This window comes from Variovorax sp. FW305-3-2-15-B-LB1, assembly GCF_058787635.1.
Genome location: NZ_JBYSZY010000048.1, coordinates 12,520 through 32,122, shown reverse-complemented (window position 1 = coordinate 32,122; position 19,603 = coordinate 12,520). Strand labels below are relative to the sequence as shown.

The window sequence follows — 19,603 nt, the reverse complement described above, 5'->3', positions numbered from 1 at the left end:
CGGCTTGTCGTTCAATCGAGCTTGATGTGGGCGTCCTGGATCACCTGGGCCCATTTCTTCGTCTCGGCGCGGATGTAGCTGTCGAAGGATTCGACCGAGCCCGGCGCCGGCTCCACGCCGAGCGCGCGCATGGCGGTCTTCACCTGCTCGTCGCCGAGCGCGGCGTTGAGCTCGGCATTGAGCCGCGCCACCACCTGCGCCGGCGTGCCGGCCGGCGCGACCACGCCGAACCAGCCGGTCGAGTCGTAGCCCGGCAGGCCGGCCTCGGCCACCGTCGGCACCTCGGGCAGCATCGGCAGGCGCTGCGGGCTGGTCACGGCGAAGGCGATCAGCTTGCCGGCGCGGATCTGCTGCAGCGACGAGGGCAGGTCGACCACCGCCAGAGGAATCTGTCCGCCCAGCACGTCGAGCGCCGCCGGGCCCGAGCCGCGGTAGGGCACCTCGACCAGCCGCGTGCCCGCCATCTGGTTGAACAGCGCCGCCGACAGGTGCATGGCCGTGCCGTTGCCGCCATGGCCGATCGACAGCGTGCCCGGCTTCGCCTTGGCCAGCGCAATGAGTTCGCGCTGCGTCTTCGCGGCCACTGAAGGGTGGCCGACCAGCACGAAGGGAATGGCCGCCAGCATGCCCACCGGCTTGAGGTCTTTCTGCGGATCGAAGGGCATCTGCGGGTACAGGCTGACGTTGGCCGCCAGCGCGCCCGCCGCGCCCACGCCCAGCGTGTAGCCGTCGCCCGGCGCCTTGGCCACCAGCGTCAGCCCCACGTTGCCGCCCGCGCCGGGGCGGTTGTCGACCACCACCTGCTGGCCCAGCTTCTCGTTCAGGCGCGGCACCAGCATGCGCACCACGCCGTCGGCGCTGCCGCCGGGCGGGAAGGTCACGACCATGCGGATCGGCTTGGTAGGGAAATCGCCCGCCGGGGCCTGCGCCAGCGCGGTGCCGGCCACCAGCGCGCCGGCCACGGCCCACAGCAGTTGCCTGCGTCGCCCACGAAATGCGTGCATGCCGCAGGCGATGGGTGCTGTCATTCGGGCCTCTCCTTGAATTCGGTGCTTTGATCGGAGATTGAACGATGGCAGCATTCATTCGTAAATCAAGAAATTCCGAATGATTTTTCAAATTTTCTGATGAATACGAACTTCAGTCCTACGATCCGCCAGCTGCGTGCGTTCCTCGCGGTCTACCAGCTGCGCAAGCTGGGCGCCGCGGCCACGCGGCTGTTCGTCACGCAGTCGGCCGTGAGCATGCTGATCCGCCAGCTCGAAGAGGGCCTGGGCACGCGCCTGTTCGACCGCACCACGCGCGCGCTCAAGCCCACGGCCGCAGCCGAGCAGATGATTTCCACCGTCGAGCGCGTGCTGCGCGACGTCGATTCGCTCTCGGCCGATTTCCGCGAACTCGCCACGCTGGAACGCGGGCGCGTGACGCTGGCGATCACGCCCACGCTGGCCGGTTTTTTATTGCCCGATGCGCTGCGCGCCTTCGGCGAGCAGCACCCGAAAGTTCGCGTGCTGGTGAACGACTGCGCGCCCGACCAGTTCCTGTCGCGCATCCTCGGCGAGCATGTCGACTTCGGCATCGGCACGCCCGAGCGGCCCGGCCCCGAGGTCGAGGTGCAGCGCCTCATGCGCGATCACCTCGCCGTGGTGTGCCGCACCGACCACCCGCTGGCCAAGGCGCGCGTGGTGCGCTGGTCGGACCTGGGCCGCCACCCCGTCATCACCGTGCGCCCCGGCTACGGCGTGCGCCCGCTCATCGACGGCACGGCGGCGGAGGCGGGCGTGACGCTCGATGTGGTGAACGAGGTGTCCTTCCTGTCCACCGCGCTGTGGATGACGGCGGCCGGCATGGGCGCGTCGATCATGCCGTCGGCCTTCGCGCGCGCCGAGAAGAACCCGGTGCTCGTGGTGAAGGTGCTCAGCGCACCGCGCGTGGTGCGCGACATCTCGATCGTCACCAAGCGCGGCCATTCGCTGTCGGCGGCGGCGCGGGCGTTCATCGAGGCGTTGAAGCAGAGCCTGCAGTAGCCGTGGCGGCGGGGCGGTCGTATGCTGGCCGGTCTTTTTTCTTTGCGCGAAAGCAGGTGCCCCATGACAACAACCACACGGTCCCGTTTCTCTTCCGCATGGCTGGTCCTGGCCTTCGTCCTGATGCTGTCGATGCTGCTCGTGGCCTGCGGCAACAAGGAGGCCGAGCAGCGCAGCGCCTTCATCGCCTACCTGCAGACCCGCGTGCTCGACAAGCCCGGCTTGCGCGTGCCCACGCCCACCGCCGAAGAAAAAGCATCGTTCGGCGACTACGCGCAGCACTACGCGGTGATCACCGATTTCAACGAAGGCATGAACAAGTCGGTGAGCCAGCCTATGACGCAGGTCATGGCCAAGGGCGCGCTGCGCTCGCTGGCCGACCTGCCGGCGCGCCGCGACGATCTCAAGGCCGCCAAGGAGGGCCTGGGCGGCCTTCGCACCGCGCTCGATCAGCAGTTGGCCAAGGCCGATGCGGCACGCGCGCAACTCAAGCAGCCCGACGACCTGAAGCAGGTCTATGGCAAGGCCTACGAGAAGACGGTGACGACGCCCGCCGCCACGTTCAAGGAGGTGTTCCCCGCGCTCGACGCCGTGTTCGACGGTGCGCTGGCCATCGGCGATTTCATGGAGAAGAACAAGTCGAAGCTGCAGGTCTCCGGCGCTTCGCTCACCGTGACCGACCCCGCGGTGAGGGCCGAGCTCGACAAGATGGTGCAGCAGCTGGGCCGCCAGTCGGCCGCCATCAACACCGCGCAGGACAAGATGCGCACGATGCTGCGCGGCTCTTGAACAGGCCCTAGACGAAGTGGTCGAACGAGCCGAAGCGCTGTGACACCGGCGCGCCGCCCCCATCGACGATGCGCAGCCCCGCGTCCGCTTCGATGCGGCCGATGCGCGTCACGCGCGTGGCGCTCGCCTGTCCGGCCTGCGCCACCGCATCGCGCGCCGAGGCCGGCGCGGTGAACACCAGCTCGTAGTCGTCGCCGCCCGAGAGCGCGCAGGTGCGCAGCGCCTCGGAGGGCAGGCCGGCCGTGTCGACCGCGATCAGTGCGGTGGTGGCATCGGCATCGAGCGTGGCGCCCACGCCGCTGGCCGCGAGGATGTGGCCCAGGTCGCCGATCAGGCCGTCGCTCACGTCCACCGCCGAGGTGGCGATGCCGCGCAGCGCCTGGCCCAGCGCCACGCGCGGCGTGGGTTGTTCCATGCGCGCGCGGGCCTGCGCGAAGGCCTCGGCGGGCAGGCTCAGCGTGCCGCGGAACACCTCGAGCGCCAGCCGCGCATCGCCGAGCGATCCGCTCACCCACAGGTCGTCGCCCGCGCGCGCGCCCGAGCGCAGCAGCGCGGCGCCGGCCGGCACTTCGCCGAACACGGTGATGCAGATATTGAGCGGGCCGCGCGTGGTGTCGCCGCCCACCAGCTCGCAGCCGTGGGCGTCGGCCAGCGCGAACAGGCCGCGCGAAAAACCTTCGAGCCAGGGCTCGTCCACGCCGGGCAATGCCAGCGCCAGCGTGAAGGCCAGCGGCTTCGCGCCGCAGGCGGCCAGGTCGCTGAGGTTCACGGCCAGCGCCTTGTGGCCGAGCCGGGCCGGCTCCACGGTCGAGAGAAAGTGCCGCCCCTCCACCAGCATGTCGGAGGACACGGCGAGCTGCATGCCCGCGGCCGGCGCGAGCAAGGCGCAGTCGTCGCCCACGCCCAGCGGCGAGCGCGTGGCGGGACGTTTGAAATAGCGTGTGATCAGGTCGAATTCACCCATGGGTGCGAGAGCATAACGACCTGGCGCGGGGCCGCCCGCCGCGGCGCCCACGGGAAAGGGGGCTGACACTGGAAGCATTTTGTAATACCGTCATGCACGCGGATACACCGAAAGTCCGAACAGGAGGAGGCCGCCATGACAGCCATCGTGCAGGGAGGCGTGTCCGCCGAGGCCGACACCGACCGGATCGTTGCCTTGCTGTACGACGGGATCACCTGTCCCGGCGACTGGTACGACGCGCTCGATGCCATGCGCGAGGTGCTCGGCGCCGCCTGCTTTCACACGCTCACGGTGCGCCGCACCGACTGCTCGGTGGTGGGCGCGGGGCTCGCCAACCTGGAGAGCCCGCCCGACAAGGTGCGCGAGTACGAGCAGCACCTGGCGCGCGACGACATCCGCATGCAGATGCCGGTGAACGCCCCGCTGGGCACGCCGGTGGCCGACCACGCCTACTTCGGCGCGCGCACGCTCTCGCACAGCCCGATCTATGTCGACTGGCTGGCACCGCTCGGCCTGCGCCACACGCTGGCCATGGGGCTGCGCGCCGACGACGACACGCGCGAAGTGCTCGGCTTCATCCGCCCCCGGGCCGAAGCGCCCTACGGTCCTGAGAGCGAGGCCTTCTGCCGGCGCCTGTCGCCGCACCTGGTGCGCGCCAGCGAACTGCGCGCCCGCATGATGCAGTTGGGCGAGCACGCGGCCACCGGGCTGTCGGCGCTCGACGCGCTGCCGCAGGGCATCGCCGTGGTCGACGAGGCCTGCCGCATCGACCACCTGAACGCGCGCGCGGCGGCCTGCGCGGGCCGCGGCGGCCTGTTCGACAGCGCGCAGGGGCGATTGCGGCTCGCGTCGTCCGCGCTGCAGTCGGCCTTCGAGCAGCGGGTGCGCGAGGCCTGCGCCCCGGCCGGCGGCGCGCGGGCCGGCGTGCTGCACCTGCCTGTGGCCGGCAGCGTGGTCCGCATCACGGTGCTGCCGCTCAAGCCCTCGCACCCGCTGGCCGTGCTGCGCCAGCGCCATCGCGCGCTCGTGGTCTTCGCCCATCCGGCCGAGGCGGCGCCCGTGGAGCCGCGGCAGCTGGAAAGCCTGCTCGGCCTGAGCCCGACCGAGGCGCGGCTCGCGCTGCTCCTGGCGAGTGGCAAGACCGTGAAAGACTTCGCCGCCGCGCAGCACTGCTCCGAACACACGGCGCGCAGCCACCTGCGCAACGTGATGCGCAAGACCGACTGCCACCGGCAGGCGGAGCTGGTGCTACTGGTGCAGTCGCTGCGGGACTGAGCAGCAGGTTCTACTGCGAACGGGGGATGGCGCCGCGCGGCGGTTGCGAGAACCATGGCGCCCTCTACACGAGGAGTTCGCCATGGCTGTCTACTGGGACGAGACCAAGATGCAGATGGGCCCGCACGGCACCGCGACCATCCTTGCCTTCGGCGATTCGTGGTTCTGGTATCCGCTCCCGGGCGGCAGCCTGCTGAACTTCCTGGGCGACGTGGTCGGCGCGCGCGGCCACGTGATCCTGGCCAAGGGCATGAACGGCGCGGAAGCCCAGGACTATGTGGAAGGCAAGTACCGCAACGCCGTGCGTGAGTCGCTGCGCCTGTACGGCCCGACGCTGTCGGCGGTGTTCATCAGCGGCGGCGGCAACGACTTCGCGGGCTTCAACGACCTGCGCCCGCTGCTCAAGTCCGATTGCACGGGCGAGACGCAGGCCGCGCAGTGCTTTCGCAACGGCAAGGGCGGCTTCGACCAGTTCCTCGTCGACATGGACGAGCAGTACCGCGCGCTCATCGGCCTCATCTACACCCGCACCAGCGTCGATTGCCACATCGTCATGCACAGCTACGACTACGCGCCGCCCACCGGCAAGGCGCTGTTCGGGCGCGAAGGCTGGCTGCGCCCGGCGCTGGTCGACGCGGGCGTAGCACCGGAGTTGTTCAAGCCCTGCGTTGACCACCTCATCGACGGCTTCCACGGCATGCTGCAGAACATCGCCGCGGGCGACCCGCAGCACCTGCACGTGGTGGACAGCCGGGGCACGCTGGGCCCGACCGACTGGGCCAACGAGTTGCACCCCAACGGCCGCGGCTTCAAGAAGATCGCGGTTCAGCGCTGGCAGCCCGTGCTGCAGCCGCTGAACCTGGCCTGAACTCTTGTGAAGTTCAGACGCCGCGCGCGCGGCGGTTGGACATGACCACGTTGTCCTTCTCGATCGCCGTGCCGCTCTTCAGCGCAGCAATCCACGCGTCGGTCGTCGCCACGGCGGCGAAGTTGCTGTGGAACACGACGCTGAAGACGCGGTGAATTTCCTCGGCGCTCACGCGGCCGGCCGCATTCTCGTAAGGCAGCGCGCCGGTGGCGTCCGACAGGAACTCCACGTTCAGCCCGCGGTGCATGGCTTCGAACACGGTGGAGGCGTCGCAGTTCTGCGTCATGTAGCCGGTCACGCTCAGCGTGTCGATCTCGTGGCGCGCGAGCCAGTCGGCGAAGTCGGTGCCGGTGAAGACGCTCGGGAAGGCCTTGGTGATGAGGTGGTCGCGCGGGCGCTGGGCGATCTCGGGGTGCAGCTGGCCGTGGAACTTGTCGGCCTGGAAGACCGGCGCGCCCTTCGGCGCGTGGTGCTGCACCACCACCACCGGCACGCCGGCCGCGCGGGCCGCGTCCATGGCCTGCGCGATCTTCGGCAGCGAGCTTTCGACCGGCGGGTATTCGATGGGCAGGCCGCCGCCTTCGAAGTATTCGTTCTGCACGTCGATGACGACGAGGGCGCGGCGCGGTGCGGACTGGCTCATGGATATCTCCTTCGGTGGTTGTGTGTCTGGAATGGCTCGATTCTTCGCGCACCACGGGTTTTGCGACAGTGGCCCGAAAGCCATTCATCGATAAGATCGGGCCATGCGCCCATCTGCCGCCAAAACCATCGCCGAGACCATTGCCGTGGTCGCCTTCGACGGCATCAGCCCCTTCCACCTCTCCGTGCCCTGCATGGTGTTCGGCGAAGACCGCACCGACACCGGCGCGCCGCGCTTTCGCGTGCAGGTCTGCGCGCCCGAGCCCGGCCCGCTCGCCACCAACGCGGGTTTCACGCTCGTGGTGCCGCACGGCCTGGAGGCGATCCGCCGCGCGCAGATCGTGGTGGTGCCGTCCTGGCGCGACGACGGCCGGCCCGCGCCGCCCGCGCTCATCCGCGCACTGCAGGCGGCGCACCGGCGCGGCGCCACCGTGGTCGGGCTGTGCCTGGGTGCTTTCGTTCTGGCCGAGGCCGGCCTGCTCGACGGCCGGCCCGCCACCACGCACTGGCACCTGGCCGCGGCGTTCGCCAAACAATACCCGCAGGTCGTGCTGCAGCCCGAGGTGCTGTACGTGGACGACGGCGACGTGCTCACCTCGGCGGGCACGGCCGCCGGCATCGACTGCTGCCTGCACCTGCTGCGCGTGCGCTACGGCGCCGACACCGCGAACCGCGCCGCGCGGCGCATGGTCGTCGCGCCGCACCGCCAGGGCGGTCAGGCGCAGTACATCCAGCAGCCCGTGCCGGCGGCGGCCGAGCGCGACCGGCTCACGCCGTTGCTCGAATGGCTGGGGCGGCATCTGCAGGTGCCGCACGAACTCGACGAACTCGCGCGCCGCGCGCTCATGAGTCGGCGGACTTTCACGCGGCGTTTTCGCGAATCGACGGGCACGACGGTCGGCCAGTGGCTGCAGAACCAGCGGCTGGCGCTGGCGCAGCGGCTGCTCGAAACGACCGACCGCTCCGTGGAGCGCGTGGCGGCCGATGCGGGCTTCGGCTCGGCGGTGCTGCTGCGCAAGCACTTCGCCACGGCGTTCAAGGTGTCGCCGACGGTGTACCGCCGGCAGTTCTCCCAGGAGGCGGTGGCGGCCTGAGCTGCGAACTCAGGCCGCGCCGCGAAAGCGCAGCGAGGCTTGTCGCACGACCTCGGCCAGCAGCCGTTCCTTGCCCTGCTTCTCGCGCAGCCAGCGCGCGTCGTTGCGGTTGGCCTCGACGCTGGTGCGCAGCTCGCCCAGTGCCTGCGTGGCGTTGAGCGCCTCGCTGTGCCATTCGAGCTGGGTCATGGTCATCAGGATGTGGTCGCGCAGCGGCATGTGCTGGCCGCTGGCCGGGTCGACGTACACCGCGTCCAGGCCGAAGCGGCAGGCCTGGAAGCGGTTGTAGGTGTAGACGAGGTAGTCGTCCTCGCTCGGCTCGAAGGGCTGCTCCTGCAGGAACCACGCGGCCAGCGACTGCACGTAGCCCGCCAGCGCGGCGGCGCGCTCGATGGTGAGCGGCGTGTCGAACACGCGGATCTCGATGGTGCCGAACTCGGGCTTGGGGCGGATGTCCCAATAAAAGTCTTTCATGCTGCGCACGACGCCGGTGCGGGTCATGCGCTCGAAGTAGGCCTCGAATTCCTTCCAGCTCGTGGTGAAGGGCGCGCGGCCCGAGAGCGGGAACGCGAACACGGAATTGAGCCGCGCCGAGTCGAACTGCGTGTCCTGCCCCTGCACGAACGGCGAGGATGCCGACAGCGCGATGAAGTGCGGGATGTAGCGCGACATGCGGTGCAGCATCAGCAGCGCCGAATCGGCGTCGGGGCAGCCGATATGCACGTGCTGGCCGAAGATGGTGAACTGCTTGCTCAGGTAGCCGTACAGCTCCGACAGCTCGCGAAAGCGCGGCTTGTCGTAGATGCGCCGCTCGTGCCATTGCTGGAAGGCGTGCGTGCCGCCGCCAACCACGGCGATGTTGAGCTTGTCGGCGTTCTTGATCAGCGCCTCGCGGATCGGCGACAGCTGCGTGATCACGTCCTGCGCAGAGTGGCAGATGTCGGTCGAGATCTCGATCATGCTCGAGGTCATCTCGGGCACCACGCTGCCGGGCAGCGGCGTCTGCGCCATCAGGCGCAGCATGTCCTCGGCGTACGGCGCGAGGTCGTAGTCGTGCGTGTTCACGAGCTGCAGCTCGAGCTCCACGCCCAGCGACAGCGCCTCCGACTTGTTGAAGGGCTCGAGCTTGACGGCGCGGCTCGCCGGATCGGCGGGCAGCGGCGCAGAGCGCACGTCGTCGCTGTCCGGGTCGATCGGGAGGACGGAGGTGGGGTTGCTGTTGCTGCTCATCGCTGCGTGTCTTCCGTGGTGCTGAAGGCCTGTGGCGTCCAGGGGACCGAACTCTCGCCCACGGCGTGGATCGCCACGGTGGCGAGCACGGCGCCCATCACTTCCATCAGCAAAATCGAGGGCAGGGCGACCTGCGTGATCATGGTGCCCAGGAGCGGCGAGGCCGAGGCGAAATTGGAGGCGATCAGCAGGGCGATGGACGACAGCGGCGTCATCGCGCAGCCGACCCAGAAGGCCTGCTTCCAGCTGGCGCCGCTGCCCGGGTTGGCAATGGCCACGCCCGAGATCTTGGTGACCAGGCGCACGCCGATCACGGCCAGCACCACGCTGGCCACGGGCAGGGTCCAGTCGGCCTGCGCCGCCACCATCGACACCAGCACGAACATCAGCATGGTCAGCAGCGACGAGGCGGTGCCGAGCTGGCGCTGCCAGGCCCAGGGTTTGGGGTTGAGCGTCTTGAGCAGCACGCCGCCGATCAGCGCCGCCAGCGGCGCCGAGCCACCGATGTGGGCCGTGAGCGCCGCGCCCGCCGCGATGATCGCCAGCAGCAGGATCGAGGTGTTCTCGCTGTTCGGGCTCATCACGCGCAGCGCCGAGCGCAGCGCCAGCGCCATGATCGCGCCGACCACGAACGACATGCCCAGCACCACCGCCACCGGGTACAGCTTGAGCATCAGCGACTGCGGCGCGCGCTCGATCAGGCCGGCCTGCGCGTAGCCCAGCGTGAGGGCGTAGAAGGTGTTGAGCGTGGCCAGCGTCATGGCGCGTTCGGTCACGGGGCCGGCGGCGCGGGTGTCCATGATCACGCGGCTGAGCACGGCCGGCGAGGCGACGATCGCCATCAGCGCGATGGGGTTGGCCACCGGCTCGGGCAGGCCCAGAAGAATCAATATCCAGTACACGCCGAAGTAGGTCAGCCCCGCCTCCAGCAGGCTCTGCACCAGCACCATCGGGTTGTGGCGGAACCAGCGCAGCGGCAGCCGCCCGCCCGCCTCGAACAGCACCACGGCCGCGCCCAGCTCCAGCAGGAACAGGCTGATGCCGCGCAGCGGCCAGATCGCGCCCTCGAAGCCGGCAAAGCCCACCACTGCGCCCACCACCGAATAGCCGATGACCTTCGGCATTCCCAGGTAGCGCTGCACCAGGTGGCCGGAGGCCGCGGCGGCGGCCACCAGCAGGGCCCAGAGCACGGTGGGCAGGCCGGCCGAGGGGCGCGCCCATTCGGCCCAGAAGCCCTGGAGTTCGGCGAGGAGTGCGGTCAGGTTCATGTAGGCAGGAAGAAGCTCACCGGCCGGCTGCGCCAGCGGGCCCAGATCGCGCTGCGGATGCGGGCGCGGTCACCGAGGCTCACGCTGTGCGCGCGCAGCGCCAGCCGGAAAGCGAAGTAGAAACTCACGCTCACATTGAGCGCGCCGATCACCGGGATCGCCGCAACCGCCCACCACAGGGCCGGCTGGTGCAGTGCCGGCAGGCCGATGGATGCCGCCGCGGCCGCGATCTGGCCGGCCGACAGCGTGACATGGCGCACATCCAGCCCGAGCCCGAAGAAGCCCGCGAACGCGGGCAGCAGTCCGAGCATGAGTCCCAGCGAGATGTTGGAGGCGAAGCCTGAGATGTGTGTGCGCATGAAGGCGGCCCAGCGACGGGCCCGGGCGGCACCGAGAAAGGCGCCGATGCGAGGGTTGTAACGCATGGCGGAGTCCAGGCGATGCAGGACAAAGGCGTTTTCTGTCCATCCGGCGATGATGCTGGACGAAAACAGCAGGATGCCGGTGATTGCCGCGAAAAGCACGGTCGGCCCGAGCAGCGACAGCGAATGCAGCGTGGAGGCCGCATGCGCCGCGTCCAGCAGCGGCCGGCCCAGCGCGGCCTGCCAGCCCAGCACCAGCAGGCCCACCGCCGGCACCACCAGCAGCACGTTGCCCAGCACCGCCGCCACCTGCGAGCGCACGAGGTTGGCCACCTCGTCGACGAACTGGTCCACGGCGTCGTCCGACTTGATGTCGCGCAGCCGCGCCGCCATGGCGGGCGCGGTCATGGCCGGCTGCTTGGTGGCCAGCGTGAGGTGCAGCAGCTGGATCGCCACGAAGCTGGCCGCGTACATGAGGCCCGCGGCCAGCCCGCTCCAGAAGGCCGACAGGGCCAGCGCGTAGATGCCGAACTTGGCCAGCACCGTCAGCGCCGTGAAGGCGCCGCCGCCGGCGGCCTTCTTCACCATCTGCAGGTAGCTGCGGCGGTCGCGGGTGATGTAGTGCTCGCCCGTCTCGGCGCTGCGCTCGGTCACCTTGGCCGCGAGCATCGACGAGTTGGAGGCGATCAGCGCGCGGATGCTGTTGCGCTCACCGCCCGCCAGCACCAGCTTGCCCACCAGCCGCGCCATGCTGGGCCCCGGCACGGGCGACATCAGGCAGTCGAGCAGCTCGCGGATGCGCAGCACCCGCTCGCGCAGCTGGCGCAGCCGGAACACCAGGCCGACCGAGATGCCGTTGTCTTCCAGGTGCGTGTAGACCGACGAGGCGCTGGAACGGCAGGCGTCGAGCCGGTCGCGGAAGGCCACGAAGGCGGCCTGCAGGGATTCTTCGTCGCGCGGCAGGGCGAACATCTGCTCGCGCAGCGCGTCCAGGTCGGCCATGAGGGCGTGGAAAGGGCGCGCCTCGCCGGCTTCGGGGCTGATGCGCAGCCGCAGCTCGGGCGAAAAGCCCGTCGCCACCACCTGGCTGCAGCAGTAGGTGACGGCGTCCATCACCGTGTGGCGCCAGCGCGCCGAGCCGTCGGGCATGGGCGCGGCGTCGGCCAGCAGCGCGCCGATGCGCGCAAGCTGGGTGTCGTCCAGCAGCGCGATCCAGCCGGCGTCGAACACGCCGGGCAGCACCAGCCGGAACAGGTCCGAGGCGTCGGTGGTCTCGGGCGTGCCCGGCAGGATCTTGCGGCGCATGCGTTCGCCGAACTCGCTCAGGAAGGCGGTGCGCGGCGCAAAGCCGTAGTCGGCCAGCAGCGCCGTGAGGTCGACCGACTGCGTGAACGCGCGCCACCAGGCGCGCAGCCGATCGCACAGTTCGGGGCGTGCCTCGACGGCGTCGAGCAGCAGCTGCACGCGGCCGATGGCGGCCTGCGGCGAGGCGCGGTCGCCGCGCAGCCAGTCGAAGAGGTTGATGAGCCAGATGTGGCGCTGCGCCACATCGGCCGTGGGGTCGAGGCCGGCAAGCAGCCCCTGCAGATCGCGCGATGCGGCAGCCATGGGGAGCGGGGAGAAAAGAAAAAGAACGAGCGCGGCGCGCTCAGTGCAGCACGCGCGAGACGGGGGCGCCGCCAATGTCGGCTTCGAGCACGAACATGGGAACCGGCACGTCGAAACGCTCGCCTTCTTCGGTCACCACGAAGAAGCTGCCGTGCATGGTGCCGCTGGCCGCCTGCAGGCGGCAGCCGCTGGTGTAGCGGAACGATTCGCCGGGCGCCAGCAGCGGCTGCTGGCCGATCACGCCGAGGCCCTTGACCTCCTGCGCATGGCCCGAGGCGTCGTTGATGAGCCAGTGGCGCGCGATCAATTGCGCGCCCACCGTGCCCACATTGGTGACGGTGATCGTGTAGGAGAAGGTGTAGACGTTGTCCTTGGGCGAGGACTGGTCGGCCAGGTAACGCGGTTCGACCTGTACGCTGAAGGGGCTGTGTGACATGGGGCGCATGGTAACGGAGGCCTTTCCTCGGATTTCCGTCGGCTGCGAGAATCCGGGGTTATGAGCAGCACCCCGTTCCGCATTGCGCCCTCCATTCTTTCCGCCGACTTCGCGCACCTCGGCCAGGAACTGACCGACGTGATCGCGGCCGGCGCCGACTGGATCCACTTCGACGTGATGGACAACCATTACGTGCCGAACCTGACCTTCGGCCCCATGATCTGCCAGGCCCTCAAGCCCTACGCCAAGACCGCCGACGGCACGCCCGTGCCCATCGACGTGCACCTGATGATCCAGCCGGTCGACGCGCTGGCCGCGTCTTTTGCGCAAGCGGGCGCTGACTACATCAGCTTCCACCCCGACGCCTCGACCCATGTGCACCGCAGCATCCAGGCCATCAAGGCCGCCGGCTGCAAGCCCGGCCTGGTGTTCAACCCCGGCGCCGGCCTCGAGGCGCTGGACTGGGCGATCGACGACATCGACCTCATCCTCATCATGAGCGTCAACCCCGGCTTCGGCGGCCAGAGCTTCATCGACTCGGCGCTGCGCAAGATCGAGCAGGCGCGCAAGCGCATCGAGCAGAGCGGGCGCGACATCCGCCTCGAGGTGGACGGCGGCATCAAGGCCGACAACATCGCGCGCGTGGCCTCGGCCGGCGCCGACACCTTCGTGGCGGGCAGCGCGATCTTCAACGCCAAGGACTACGGCGCGGTGATCGGCGACATGCGCCAGCAGCTGGCCACCGTCAAGGCCTGACCTTGCCGTCGGGCGTGCGCTCGGGCGTGAGCCCGCGGTCGGTGTCGACCACGCCGCGTTCCACGTCCTCGTAGCCGCGCCGGCCCTTCTCGGGCGGCTGGCCGTCCTGCATCACCTGGCTGTCCGACGACTGGTCGCGCTCGTGCGGCAGGCGCGGTGCCGATTCGCCGTCCTTTTCGACGCGGGTGGTGTCCTTCTTGTCCTTGCGCGGCTGCTGGGCCATCGTGTGCTCCTTCAAAGTTCGGGGTCCGGCGCCAGCTTGCGCGGCGCCCCGCCACGGGGCGGTAGGACAGGCCAGGGCGCGGCTGTAGGTTCGCGCTGCGCGCCCGCCATGCCACAGGGTCTTGCCTTTTGCGTGGCCACAGTCGCCTCCGCATAATCGCCCGCATGTCCACCCCGCTTTTCGACGACGCCGCGACCGCCACCGACAGCCTGCGCCTTCACGCATTCGCGTCGCTGAACCCTGGCCCGCGCCTGCTCGTGATCGGCGGGGTGCACGGCGACGAGACCTGCGGCACCGAGGGCATCGCGCGCGTGCTGGCCGAGTTCGATGCCGGCGACTTGCGCCTGCTGCGCGGCGAACTCACGCTCGTGCCCGTGGCCAACCCGCTCGCACGGCGCCGCCTGCAGCGCGAGGGCCAGCGCAACCTCAACCGCCTGTTCCGCCCGAGCGAGACGCCGGCCGACTACGAGGCCCGCATCACCAACCGGCTGGCGCCCGTCATCGCGCGCCACGACGTGCTGCTCGACCTGCATTCCTTCCAGAGCGAGGGCGAGGCCTTCGCCATGATCGGCCCGCGCGACAACAGCGGCAGCCTCGAACCCTTTGCGCGCGCGCAGGAAGAAGGCCGGCTCGCGCTGCACATCGGCACGCCCGTAGTGGTCGAGGGCTGGCTCGACATCTACGCCGCCGGCCTTGCGCAGCGCGGCGCGGCCGTCGACGAGGCCGCCATCGACTTCGGCCGCGGCACCAACGAGTACATCCGCAGCTGCGGCGGCTACGGCGTCACCCTCGAATGCGGCCAGCACCAGGACCCGCAGGCGCCGCAGGTGGCGTGGGCGGCCATCCGCCGCACGCTCGCGCTGCTGGGCATGGCGGCGCTGCCGCCGGGCCTGTCGGCCGCGCCCCCGCAGCCGCCCCAGCTGCTGCGCCTGGCGAGCGTGACCGACCGCCTGCACGAGGACGACAGCTTCGTGCGCGACTGGGCCACCTTCGACCCCGTGCAGCGCGGCGAGCCCGTGGGCATGCGGCACGACGGCACGCTGGTCAGCGCGCCCGACGACGGCTTCATCGTGTTCCCGAACGCGATGGCGCTGCCGGGCGCCGAGTGGTTCTACTTCGCGCGGCCCAGCGAACGCGTCCTCGACCCGGGCGCCTGAGGCTCGCGCCTGTCGGCGCCCTCCTACCGGTGACGCCCACCTTCTCCCACAGACGGGGAGGGGCGGCCACTACGGCCCGCGCACCGGGCCCCACCTAAGCTTCCTCTTTGCGGATTTGCCGGCGCGCGGCCCCGCTTCTCTCGGAGGGAAAAACATCATGGAAATCTCGGCACTGTTCGATTCGCTCATGGGCACCTGGGGCGACGACATCCTGATCTGGGCGGTGGCTGCCGTGACCGCCTGCATCGGCCTGATCGCCGTGGTGAACGTGCTCGACATCTTCATCGGCAGCGGCAACAGCAACGAGGCCGGCTGAGCCGACCCGCATCGATGCCCAGAACCCCGATGTCCCCCCAGAACAAGGCCGCCGCAGGCCGCCGCGCCAGCACCGCCAAGACCGGTGACGGCGCCAACGCCAAGCAGCTGCAGCTCGAGGGTTTCACCACCGAGCACCCCACGCACCTGACGACCAACCAGGGCCTGCAGGTTCCCGACAACCACAACTCGCTCAAGGCGGGCGTGCGCGGGCCGACGCTGCTCGAAGACTTCATCCTGCGCGAGAAGATCACGCACTTCGACCACGAGCGCATTCCCGAGCGCGCCGTGCACGCGCGCGGCTCGGCGGCGCACGGCTACTTCCAGGTCTACCAGTCGATGTCGCAGTACACCTGCGCCGACTTCCTGCAGGACCCCGACGCCAAGACGCCCGTGTTCGTGCGCTTTTCCACCGTGGCCGGCTCGCGCGGCTCGGCCGACACCGTGCGCGACGTGCGCGGCTTTGCCGTCAAGTTCTACACGCGCGAGGGCAACTACGACCTCGTGGGCAACAACATCCCCGTGTTCTTCATCCAGGACGCGATGAAGTTCCCCGACCTCATCCACGCCGTGAAGCCCGAGCCGCACCACGAGATGCCGCAGGCCGCGAGCGCGCACGACACCTTCTGGGACTTCGCCTCGCTCATGCCCGAGAGCACCCACATGCTGATGTGGGCCATGAGCGACCGCGCCATTCCGCGCAGCCTTCGCATGATGGAAGGCTTCGGCGTTCACACCTTCCGCTTCGTCAATGCGCGCGGCGAGAGCCACTTCGTGAAGTTCCACTGGAAGCCCAAGCTCGGCGTGCACGGCCTCGTGTGGGACGAGGCACAGAAGATCGCCGGCAAGGACCCCGACTTCCATCGCCGCGACCTCTGGGAAGCCATCGAACAGGGCCACTTCCCCGAGTGGGAACTGGGCGTGCAGCTCATCGCGCCCGACAAGGCCGAGTCGCTGGGCTTCGACCTGCTCGACCCGACCAAGCTGATCCCCGAAGAGATGGTGCCCGTGCAGCGCATCGGCAAGCTGGTGCTCAACCGCAACCCCGACAACTTCTTCGCCGAGACCGAGCAGGTGGCCTTCCACCCGGGCCACGTCGTGCCCGGCATCGACTTCAGCAACGACCCGCTGCTGCAGGGGCGCCTGTTCAGCTACACCGACACGCAGATCTCGCGCCTGGGCGGCGCCAACTTCCACGAGCTGCCGATCAACAAGGCCGTGTGCCCGTTCCACAACATGCAGCGCGACGGCATGCACCGCCAGACCATCGCGCGCGGCCAGGTCGCCTACGAGCCCAACACCCTGGGCAGCGGCACCGAGTTCCGCGTGGACGGCGGCAGCCACGGCTTCCAATCGTTCCCCGAAGAGATCGAGTCGCCGAAGGTGCGACGCCGCAGCCCCTCGTTCGACGACCACTTCACGCAGGCGCGCCTGTTCTTCAACAGCCAGAGCATGGCCGAGAAGGAGCACATCGTCGCGGCCTTCCGCTTCGAACTCTCGAAGCTCGAAGTGCCCGCCATCCGCCAGCGCATGGTCGACAACCTCGCGCACGTGGATGAAAAGCTCGCGCGCCGCGTGGCCGAGCCGCTGGGCATCGGCGAGCCCGACGCGAAAGCGGCGGCGGGGTACTCGGGCTTTCGCGAACACCGCATCGAGTTGCCCATCGACGAGTCGCCCGCGCTGCGCATGAGCGACGGCAGCGCCGACGGCGTGGTGCGCACGCGCAAGGTCGCGATCCTCGTGGCCGACGGCGTCGACTCGGCCTCGCTCAAGCCCATTCGCGATGCGCTCGAGCAGGTGGGCGTGCTGTGCAAGGTGGTGGGCCCGAAGCTCGGCACCGTGGCCAGCGCGTCGAAGCGCCAGATCGACGTCGACATGACCTTCACCAACACCGCCTCGGTGTTGTTCGACGCCGTGCTTGTGCCGGCGGGCGCCGAGGGTGCCGCCGCGCTCGCGGCACAGGGCGATGCCGTGCACTTCGTGCTCGAGGCCTACAAGCACTGCAAGGCGATCTGTGCGGTGGGCGAGGGCGTGCAACTGCTGGCCACGCTCGGCGTCACGCCCGAGGGCGAGGCACCGGCCGGCGTGGTGGTGGCCGAAACGCCGGTCACGAACCTGGGCGACGCCACGGCGGCGACGCAGATCGCGCACGACTTCATTGCGGCGATTGCGAAGCACCGGCACTGGGACCGACTCAACATCGACAGCGTGCCCGCCTAGCGTGAGCCGGCTCTACGCCATTTGCGCTAGACCGTATTGCGAATAGGCGAGGTGAACACCCGCTCCTAGACTTTCCCACGAGGCCTGAACGGCGCGCACTCCCGCGGCGTCGAGCGTTCGCGGCAGCGAGTGCATGGGTCGAGGGGGTTCAATGGCGTGGTTTTCGAGATGGGGATGTGCGCATCCGGCGCGTCGCCGTGCCGGTCTTGCCGGTGCGGTCGGCCTGGTGGGTGTGCTGCTTCTGGGCCCCGGCGGCCCTTCGGCGCAGGCACAACGTCCGGCGCCACCACCTGCAACTCCCGCCGCTGCGGCGGGTGGCCCGAATGCAGAGGCCGCGGCCGACCGCATGGCGCAGGCGCGGCTGGCCGACACCGACACGCTGCTGGCCCTGACCAGCGAAGGCGCGGTGCTCTACGGGCAGGACGCGGTCAAGCTCTCGGGCTATCAATACTGCAGCCAGGCGGTCGCATTGGCCGAGGCGGGCGAGTTCCGCCAGAGCGTGCGCGCCGCGAGCAAGGCGCTGCACCTGGCCAACGCCACCAGCGACCCGAACCTGCGCGCCGTGGCCAACCGCGACCTGGCGATCGTCTACAGCTACTCGGGCCAGCTCGAGAAGGCCGAGGAGTTCGCGCGCGAAGCGCTGCGCCATCCCGCGCGCGATCCGAAGCTGGTGGTCGGCCCGGTGCAGAAGGTGATCGGCGACGTGCGCACGCGGCGCGGCGACTTCGCCGGCGCGGTGCTCAGCTACGACGAGGCACTGGCCAACAGCTCGCCACGCTACGCGCCGCTGGTGCAGGCCTCGCTGGTCAACGCGCTCATCGAATCGGGTGATGCGGCACGCGCGCGCCAGGTGCTCGGCGACATGGCCGAGCCGCGCGAAGCGCCGCTGGCCGCGCAGCTCGAACGCACGCGCGCCCGCCTGCTGCTGGCCGAGAACAAGCCGGCCGAGGCACGCGACAAGTACCGCGCGCTCACCACGCGCCAGGTCGGCACCGACACCGCCTACTACCGGCTCTGGGCCTGGGACGGTGTGGCGCGCAGCGAACTCGCGCTGGGCCAGAAGCAGGCTGCGGCCGAGGCCGCGGGCCGCGCGCTGGCCGATGTCGACCAGGTGCGCGCGCGCTTTCGCAGCGAAGAAGTGAAGATGGGCCTGTTCTCCGACCTGCAGTCGGTGTTCGAGCGCGGCGTGGCGGTGTACAGCGAAGCGGGCGATCCGCAGCGCGCCTTCGAGGTCAGCGAGCACAGCCGCTCGCGCGCGCTGCTCGATGCGGTGCGCGGCCGCGCCAAGCTCAGCGAGTCGTCGGCCGGCACGGTCGGCGTGGCGGCGCTGCAGCGCACGCTGGCGGCCGACGAGCGTGTGGTGCAGTACCACGCGCTGCCCGACCGCCTGATGGTCTGGGTCGTCGGCCCGGACAGCATTGTCGAAAAGCGCATCGCGGTGAAGCGCGACGAGCTCACCGAACTCGTCGAGACCTTTCGAAACTCGATCGTGCGCGGTCGCCGCGCGGCCATCACGAACGCCGACAAGCTCGGCGCCGCGCTGCTCGGCCCGCTGGGCCTGACGCCGGGCCAGCGCGTGGTGGTGGTGCCGCACGGGCCGCTGCACTACCTGCCGTTCCAGGCGCTGCGCCTGGACGGGCGCTACCTCATCGAGACGCACCCGGTGTCGGTGGCGCCGTCGATCAGCATCGCGGTGCAGCTGGCGCAGCGCACGCCGCGCGTGAACGCGTCGCTCACGGCCTTCGGCAATCCGCGCATCGAGGACAAGTACGACCTGCCGGGTGCCGAGACCGAGGTCAAGCAGCTCGCGCAGCTCTTCCCACGCAACACGGTGTACATGGGCGCGGCCGCCACCAAGACGCAGTTCCGCGACGTGGCCTCGCGCTCGCCGCTGATGCACGTGGCGGCGCACGCCGAGGCCGACGAGGTCGATCCGCTGTACTCGCGCATCCTGCTGGCCAACGAAGGCGGCAAGCAGAATTTTCTCGAGGCGCACGAGATCCTGGCACTGCCGATGGACGGCACGGCGCTGGTCACGCTGTCGGCCTGCGAGTCGGGCCTGGGACGCATCGCGCAGGGCGACGAGGTGCTGGGCTTCACGCGCTCGTTCCTCTCGGCCGGCAGCTCCAGCCTCATCGCCTCGCTGTGGCCCGTGTCGGACGACGCCACCGCCGTGCTCATGGGCACGTTGTATGGCGAGCTCGCCAAGGGCCGCGACATCCAGAAGGCCATGCAGGCCGGGCAACTGGCCGTGCTGAAGGACCCCAAGATGTCCCACCCCTTCTTCTGGGCGCCGTTCAACCTGATCGGCAACTGGCGCCTCACGGTGGGGAGCTGACCATGTCTTCGCCACGCTCCCTCCTGCAAAG

At 69.8% G+C, this 19,603-nt stretch carries 18 protein-coding genes; 10 read left to right on the top strand and 8 right to left on the bottom strand.

Annotated features, from left to right (window positions below):
- Window positions 1-11: 11 nt before the first annotated feature.
- The gene (locus AC3WQR_RS24135) at window positions 12-1,028 is read right to left on the bottom strand and encodes a Bug family tripartite tricarboxylate transporter substrate binding protein (protein ID WP_492744134.1); all 1,017 of its coding nucleotides are present in this window, start codon (window positions 1,026-1,028) and stop codon (window positions 12-14) included.
- 99 nt (window positions 1,029-1,127) lie between these two features.
- Here AC3WQR_RS24135 and AC3WQR_RS24130 point away from each other — a divergent pair, with 99 nt between their 5' ends.
- On the top strand, window positions 1,128-2,027 hold the full coding sequence (locus AC3WQR_RS24130; RefSeq protein WP_095743373.1) for a LysR family transcriptional regulator: 900 nt from the start codon (window positions 1,128-1,130) through the stop codon (window positions 2,025-2,027).
- Window positions 2,028-2,090: 63 nt separating this feature from the next.
- On the top strand, window positions 2,091-2,816 hold the full coding sequence (locus AC3WQR_RS24125) for a DUF3053 domain-containing protein (protein WP_492744132.1): 726 nt from the start codon (window positions 2,091-2,093) through the stop codon (window positions 2,814-2,816).
- A 7-nt stretch (window positions 2,817-2,823) separates the two neighbouring features.
- On the opposite strand, the gene thiL is transcribed toward AC3WQR_RS24125, so the two are convergent.
- Window positions 2,824-3,780: a thiamine-phosphate kinase gene (gene thiL / locus AC3WQR_RS24120; RefSeq protein WP_492744130.1), complete on the bottom strand. Its 957-nt coding sequence runs from the start codon at window positions 3,778-3,780 to the stop codon at window positions 2,824-2,826.
- Between the two features lie 135 nt (window positions 3,781-3,915).
- Between thiL and AC3WQR_RS24115 the strand changes: the two genes are divergently transcribed.
- Together AC3WQR_RS24115 and AC3WQR_RS24110 are read left to right on the top strand one after the other, a co-directional pair.
- Window positions 3,916-5,055: a helix-turn-helix transcriptional regulator gene (locus tag AC3WQR_RS24115; RefSeq protein ID WP_492744128.1), complete on the top strand. Its 1,140-nt coding sequence runs from the start codon at window positions 3,916-3,918 to the stop codon at window positions 5,053-5,055.
- 82 nt (window positions 5,056-5,137) lie between these two features.
- Window positions 5,138-5,923: an SGNH/GDSL hydrolase family protein gene (locus AC3WQR_RS24110; RefSeq protein WP_062483039.1), complete on the top strand. Its 786-nt coding sequence runs from the start codon at window positions 5,138-5,140 to the stop codon at window positions 5,921-5,923.
- A gap of 13 nt (window positions 5,924-5,936) precedes the next feature.
- Here the strand turns inward: AC3WQR_RS24110 and AC3WQR_RS24105 are convergent, their stop codons facing one another.
- Window positions 5,937-6,566, bottom strand: a complete 630-nt coding sequence (locus tag AC3WQR_RS24105) for an isochorismatase family protein (protein ID WP_492744125.1) — start codon at window positions 6,564-6,566, stop codon at window positions 5,937-5,939.
- Window positions 6,567-6,669: 103 nt separating this feature from the next.
- Between AC3WQR_RS24105 and AC3WQR_RS24100 the strand changes: the two genes are divergently transcribed.
- On the top strand, window positions 6,670-7,659 hold the full coding sequence (locus tag AC3WQR_RS24100) for a GlxA family transcriptional regulator (RefSeq protein ID WP_492744123.1): 990 nt from the start codon (window positions 6,670-6,672) through the stop codon (window positions 7,657-7,659).
- A gap of 9 nt (window positions 7,660-7,668) precedes the next feature.
- Here the strand turns inward: AC3WQR_RS24100 and AC3WQR_RS24095 are convergent, their stop codons facing one another.
- Genes AC3WQR_RS24095 through apaG form a run of 4 tightly spaced genes read right to left on the bottom strand, consistent with a single transcriptional unit; the run spans window position 7,669 to window position 12,563 of the window.
- Entirely contained in the window at window positions 7,669-8,889 is a 1,221-nt protein-coding gene (locus AC3WQR_RS24095; RefSeq protein WP_062480995.1) for a YbdK family carboxylate-amine ligase, read from the bottom strand.
- A complete protein-coding gene (locus AC3WQR_RS24090) occupies window positions 8,886-10,157 on the bottom strand; it encodes a cation:proton antiporter (RefSeq protein WP_062480997.1) in 1,272 nt (423 codons plus the stop codon). The genes AC3WQR_RS24095 and AC3WQR_RS24090 overlap by 4 nt, the downstream gene beginning before the upstream one ends.
- Window positions 10,154-12,127, bottom strand: coding sequence for a site-specific recombinase (locus tag AC3WQR_RS24085; protein ID WP_062481011.1), 1,974 nt, complete (start codon window positions 12,125-12,127; stop codon window positions 10,154-10,156). Before AC3WQR_RS24085 ends, AC3WQR_RS24090 begins: the two co-directional genes overlap by 4 nt.
- 40 nt (window positions 12,128-12,167) lie before the next feature.
- Window positions 12,168-12,563: a Co2+/Mg2+ efflux protein ApaG gene (apaG, locus tag AC3WQR_RS24080; protein WP_062481013.1), complete on the bottom strand. Its 396-nt coding sequence runs from the start codon at window positions 12,561-12,563 to the stop codon at window positions 12,168-12,170.
- Between the two features lie 60 nt (window positions 12,564-12,623).
- On the opposite strand from apaG, the gene rpe reads away from it, so the two are divergent.
- Window positions 12,624-13,319: a ribulose-phosphate 3-epimerase gene (gene rpe / locus AC3WQR_RS24075; RefSeq protein ID WP_062480999.1), complete on the top strand. Its 696-nt coding sequence runs from the start codon at window positions 12,624-12,626 to the stop codon at window positions 13,317-13,319.
- On the opposite strand, the gene AC3WQR_RS24070 is transcribed toward rpe, so the two are convergent.
- Window positions 13,309-13,542, bottom strand: coding sequence for a hypothetical protein (locus AC3WQR_RS24070; RefSeq protein WP_095743382.1), 234 nt, complete (start codon window positions 13,540-13,542; stop codon window positions 13,309-13,311). The two genes, rpe and AC3WQR_RS24070, sit on opposite strands and share 11 nt — an antisense overlap.
- Before the next feature lie 164 nt (window positions 13,543-13,706).
- Here AC3WQR_RS24070 and AC3WQR_RS24065 point away from each other — a divergent pair, with 164 nt between their 5' ends.
- From AC3WQR_RS24065 to AC3WQR_RS24050, 4 genes are all read left to right on the top strand, one after another.
- Window positions 13,707-14,699 carry a succinylglutamate desuccinylase/aspartoacylase family protein gene (locus AC3WQR_RS24065; protein ID WP_492687373.1) on the top strand — a complete coding sequence of 331 codons (993 nt, stop codon included), beginning with the start codon at window positions 13,707-13,709 and terminating at the stop codon, window positions 14,697-14,699.
- 157 nt (window positions 14,700-14,856) lie between these two features.
- Entirely contained in the window at window positions 14,857-15,015 is a 159-nt protein-coding gene (locus AC3WQR_RS24060) for a hypothetical protein (RefSeq protein ID WP_167394958.1), read from the top strand.
- A gap of 29 nt (window positions 15,016-15,044) precedes the next feature.
- A complete protein-coding gene (locus AC3WQR_RS24055; protein WP_159278722.1) occupies window positions 15,045-17,234 on the top strand; it encodes a catalase in 2,190 nt (729 codons plus the stop codon).
- Window positions 17,235-17,460: 226 nt separating this feature from the next.
- On the top strand, window positions 17,461-19,572 hold the full coding sequence (locus tag AC3WQR_RS24050) for a CHAT domain-containing protein (protein WP_492744121.1): 2,112 nt from the start codon (window positions 17,461-17,463) through the stop codon (window positions 19,570-19,572).
- Window positions 19,573-19,603 lie beyond the last annotated feature (31 nt).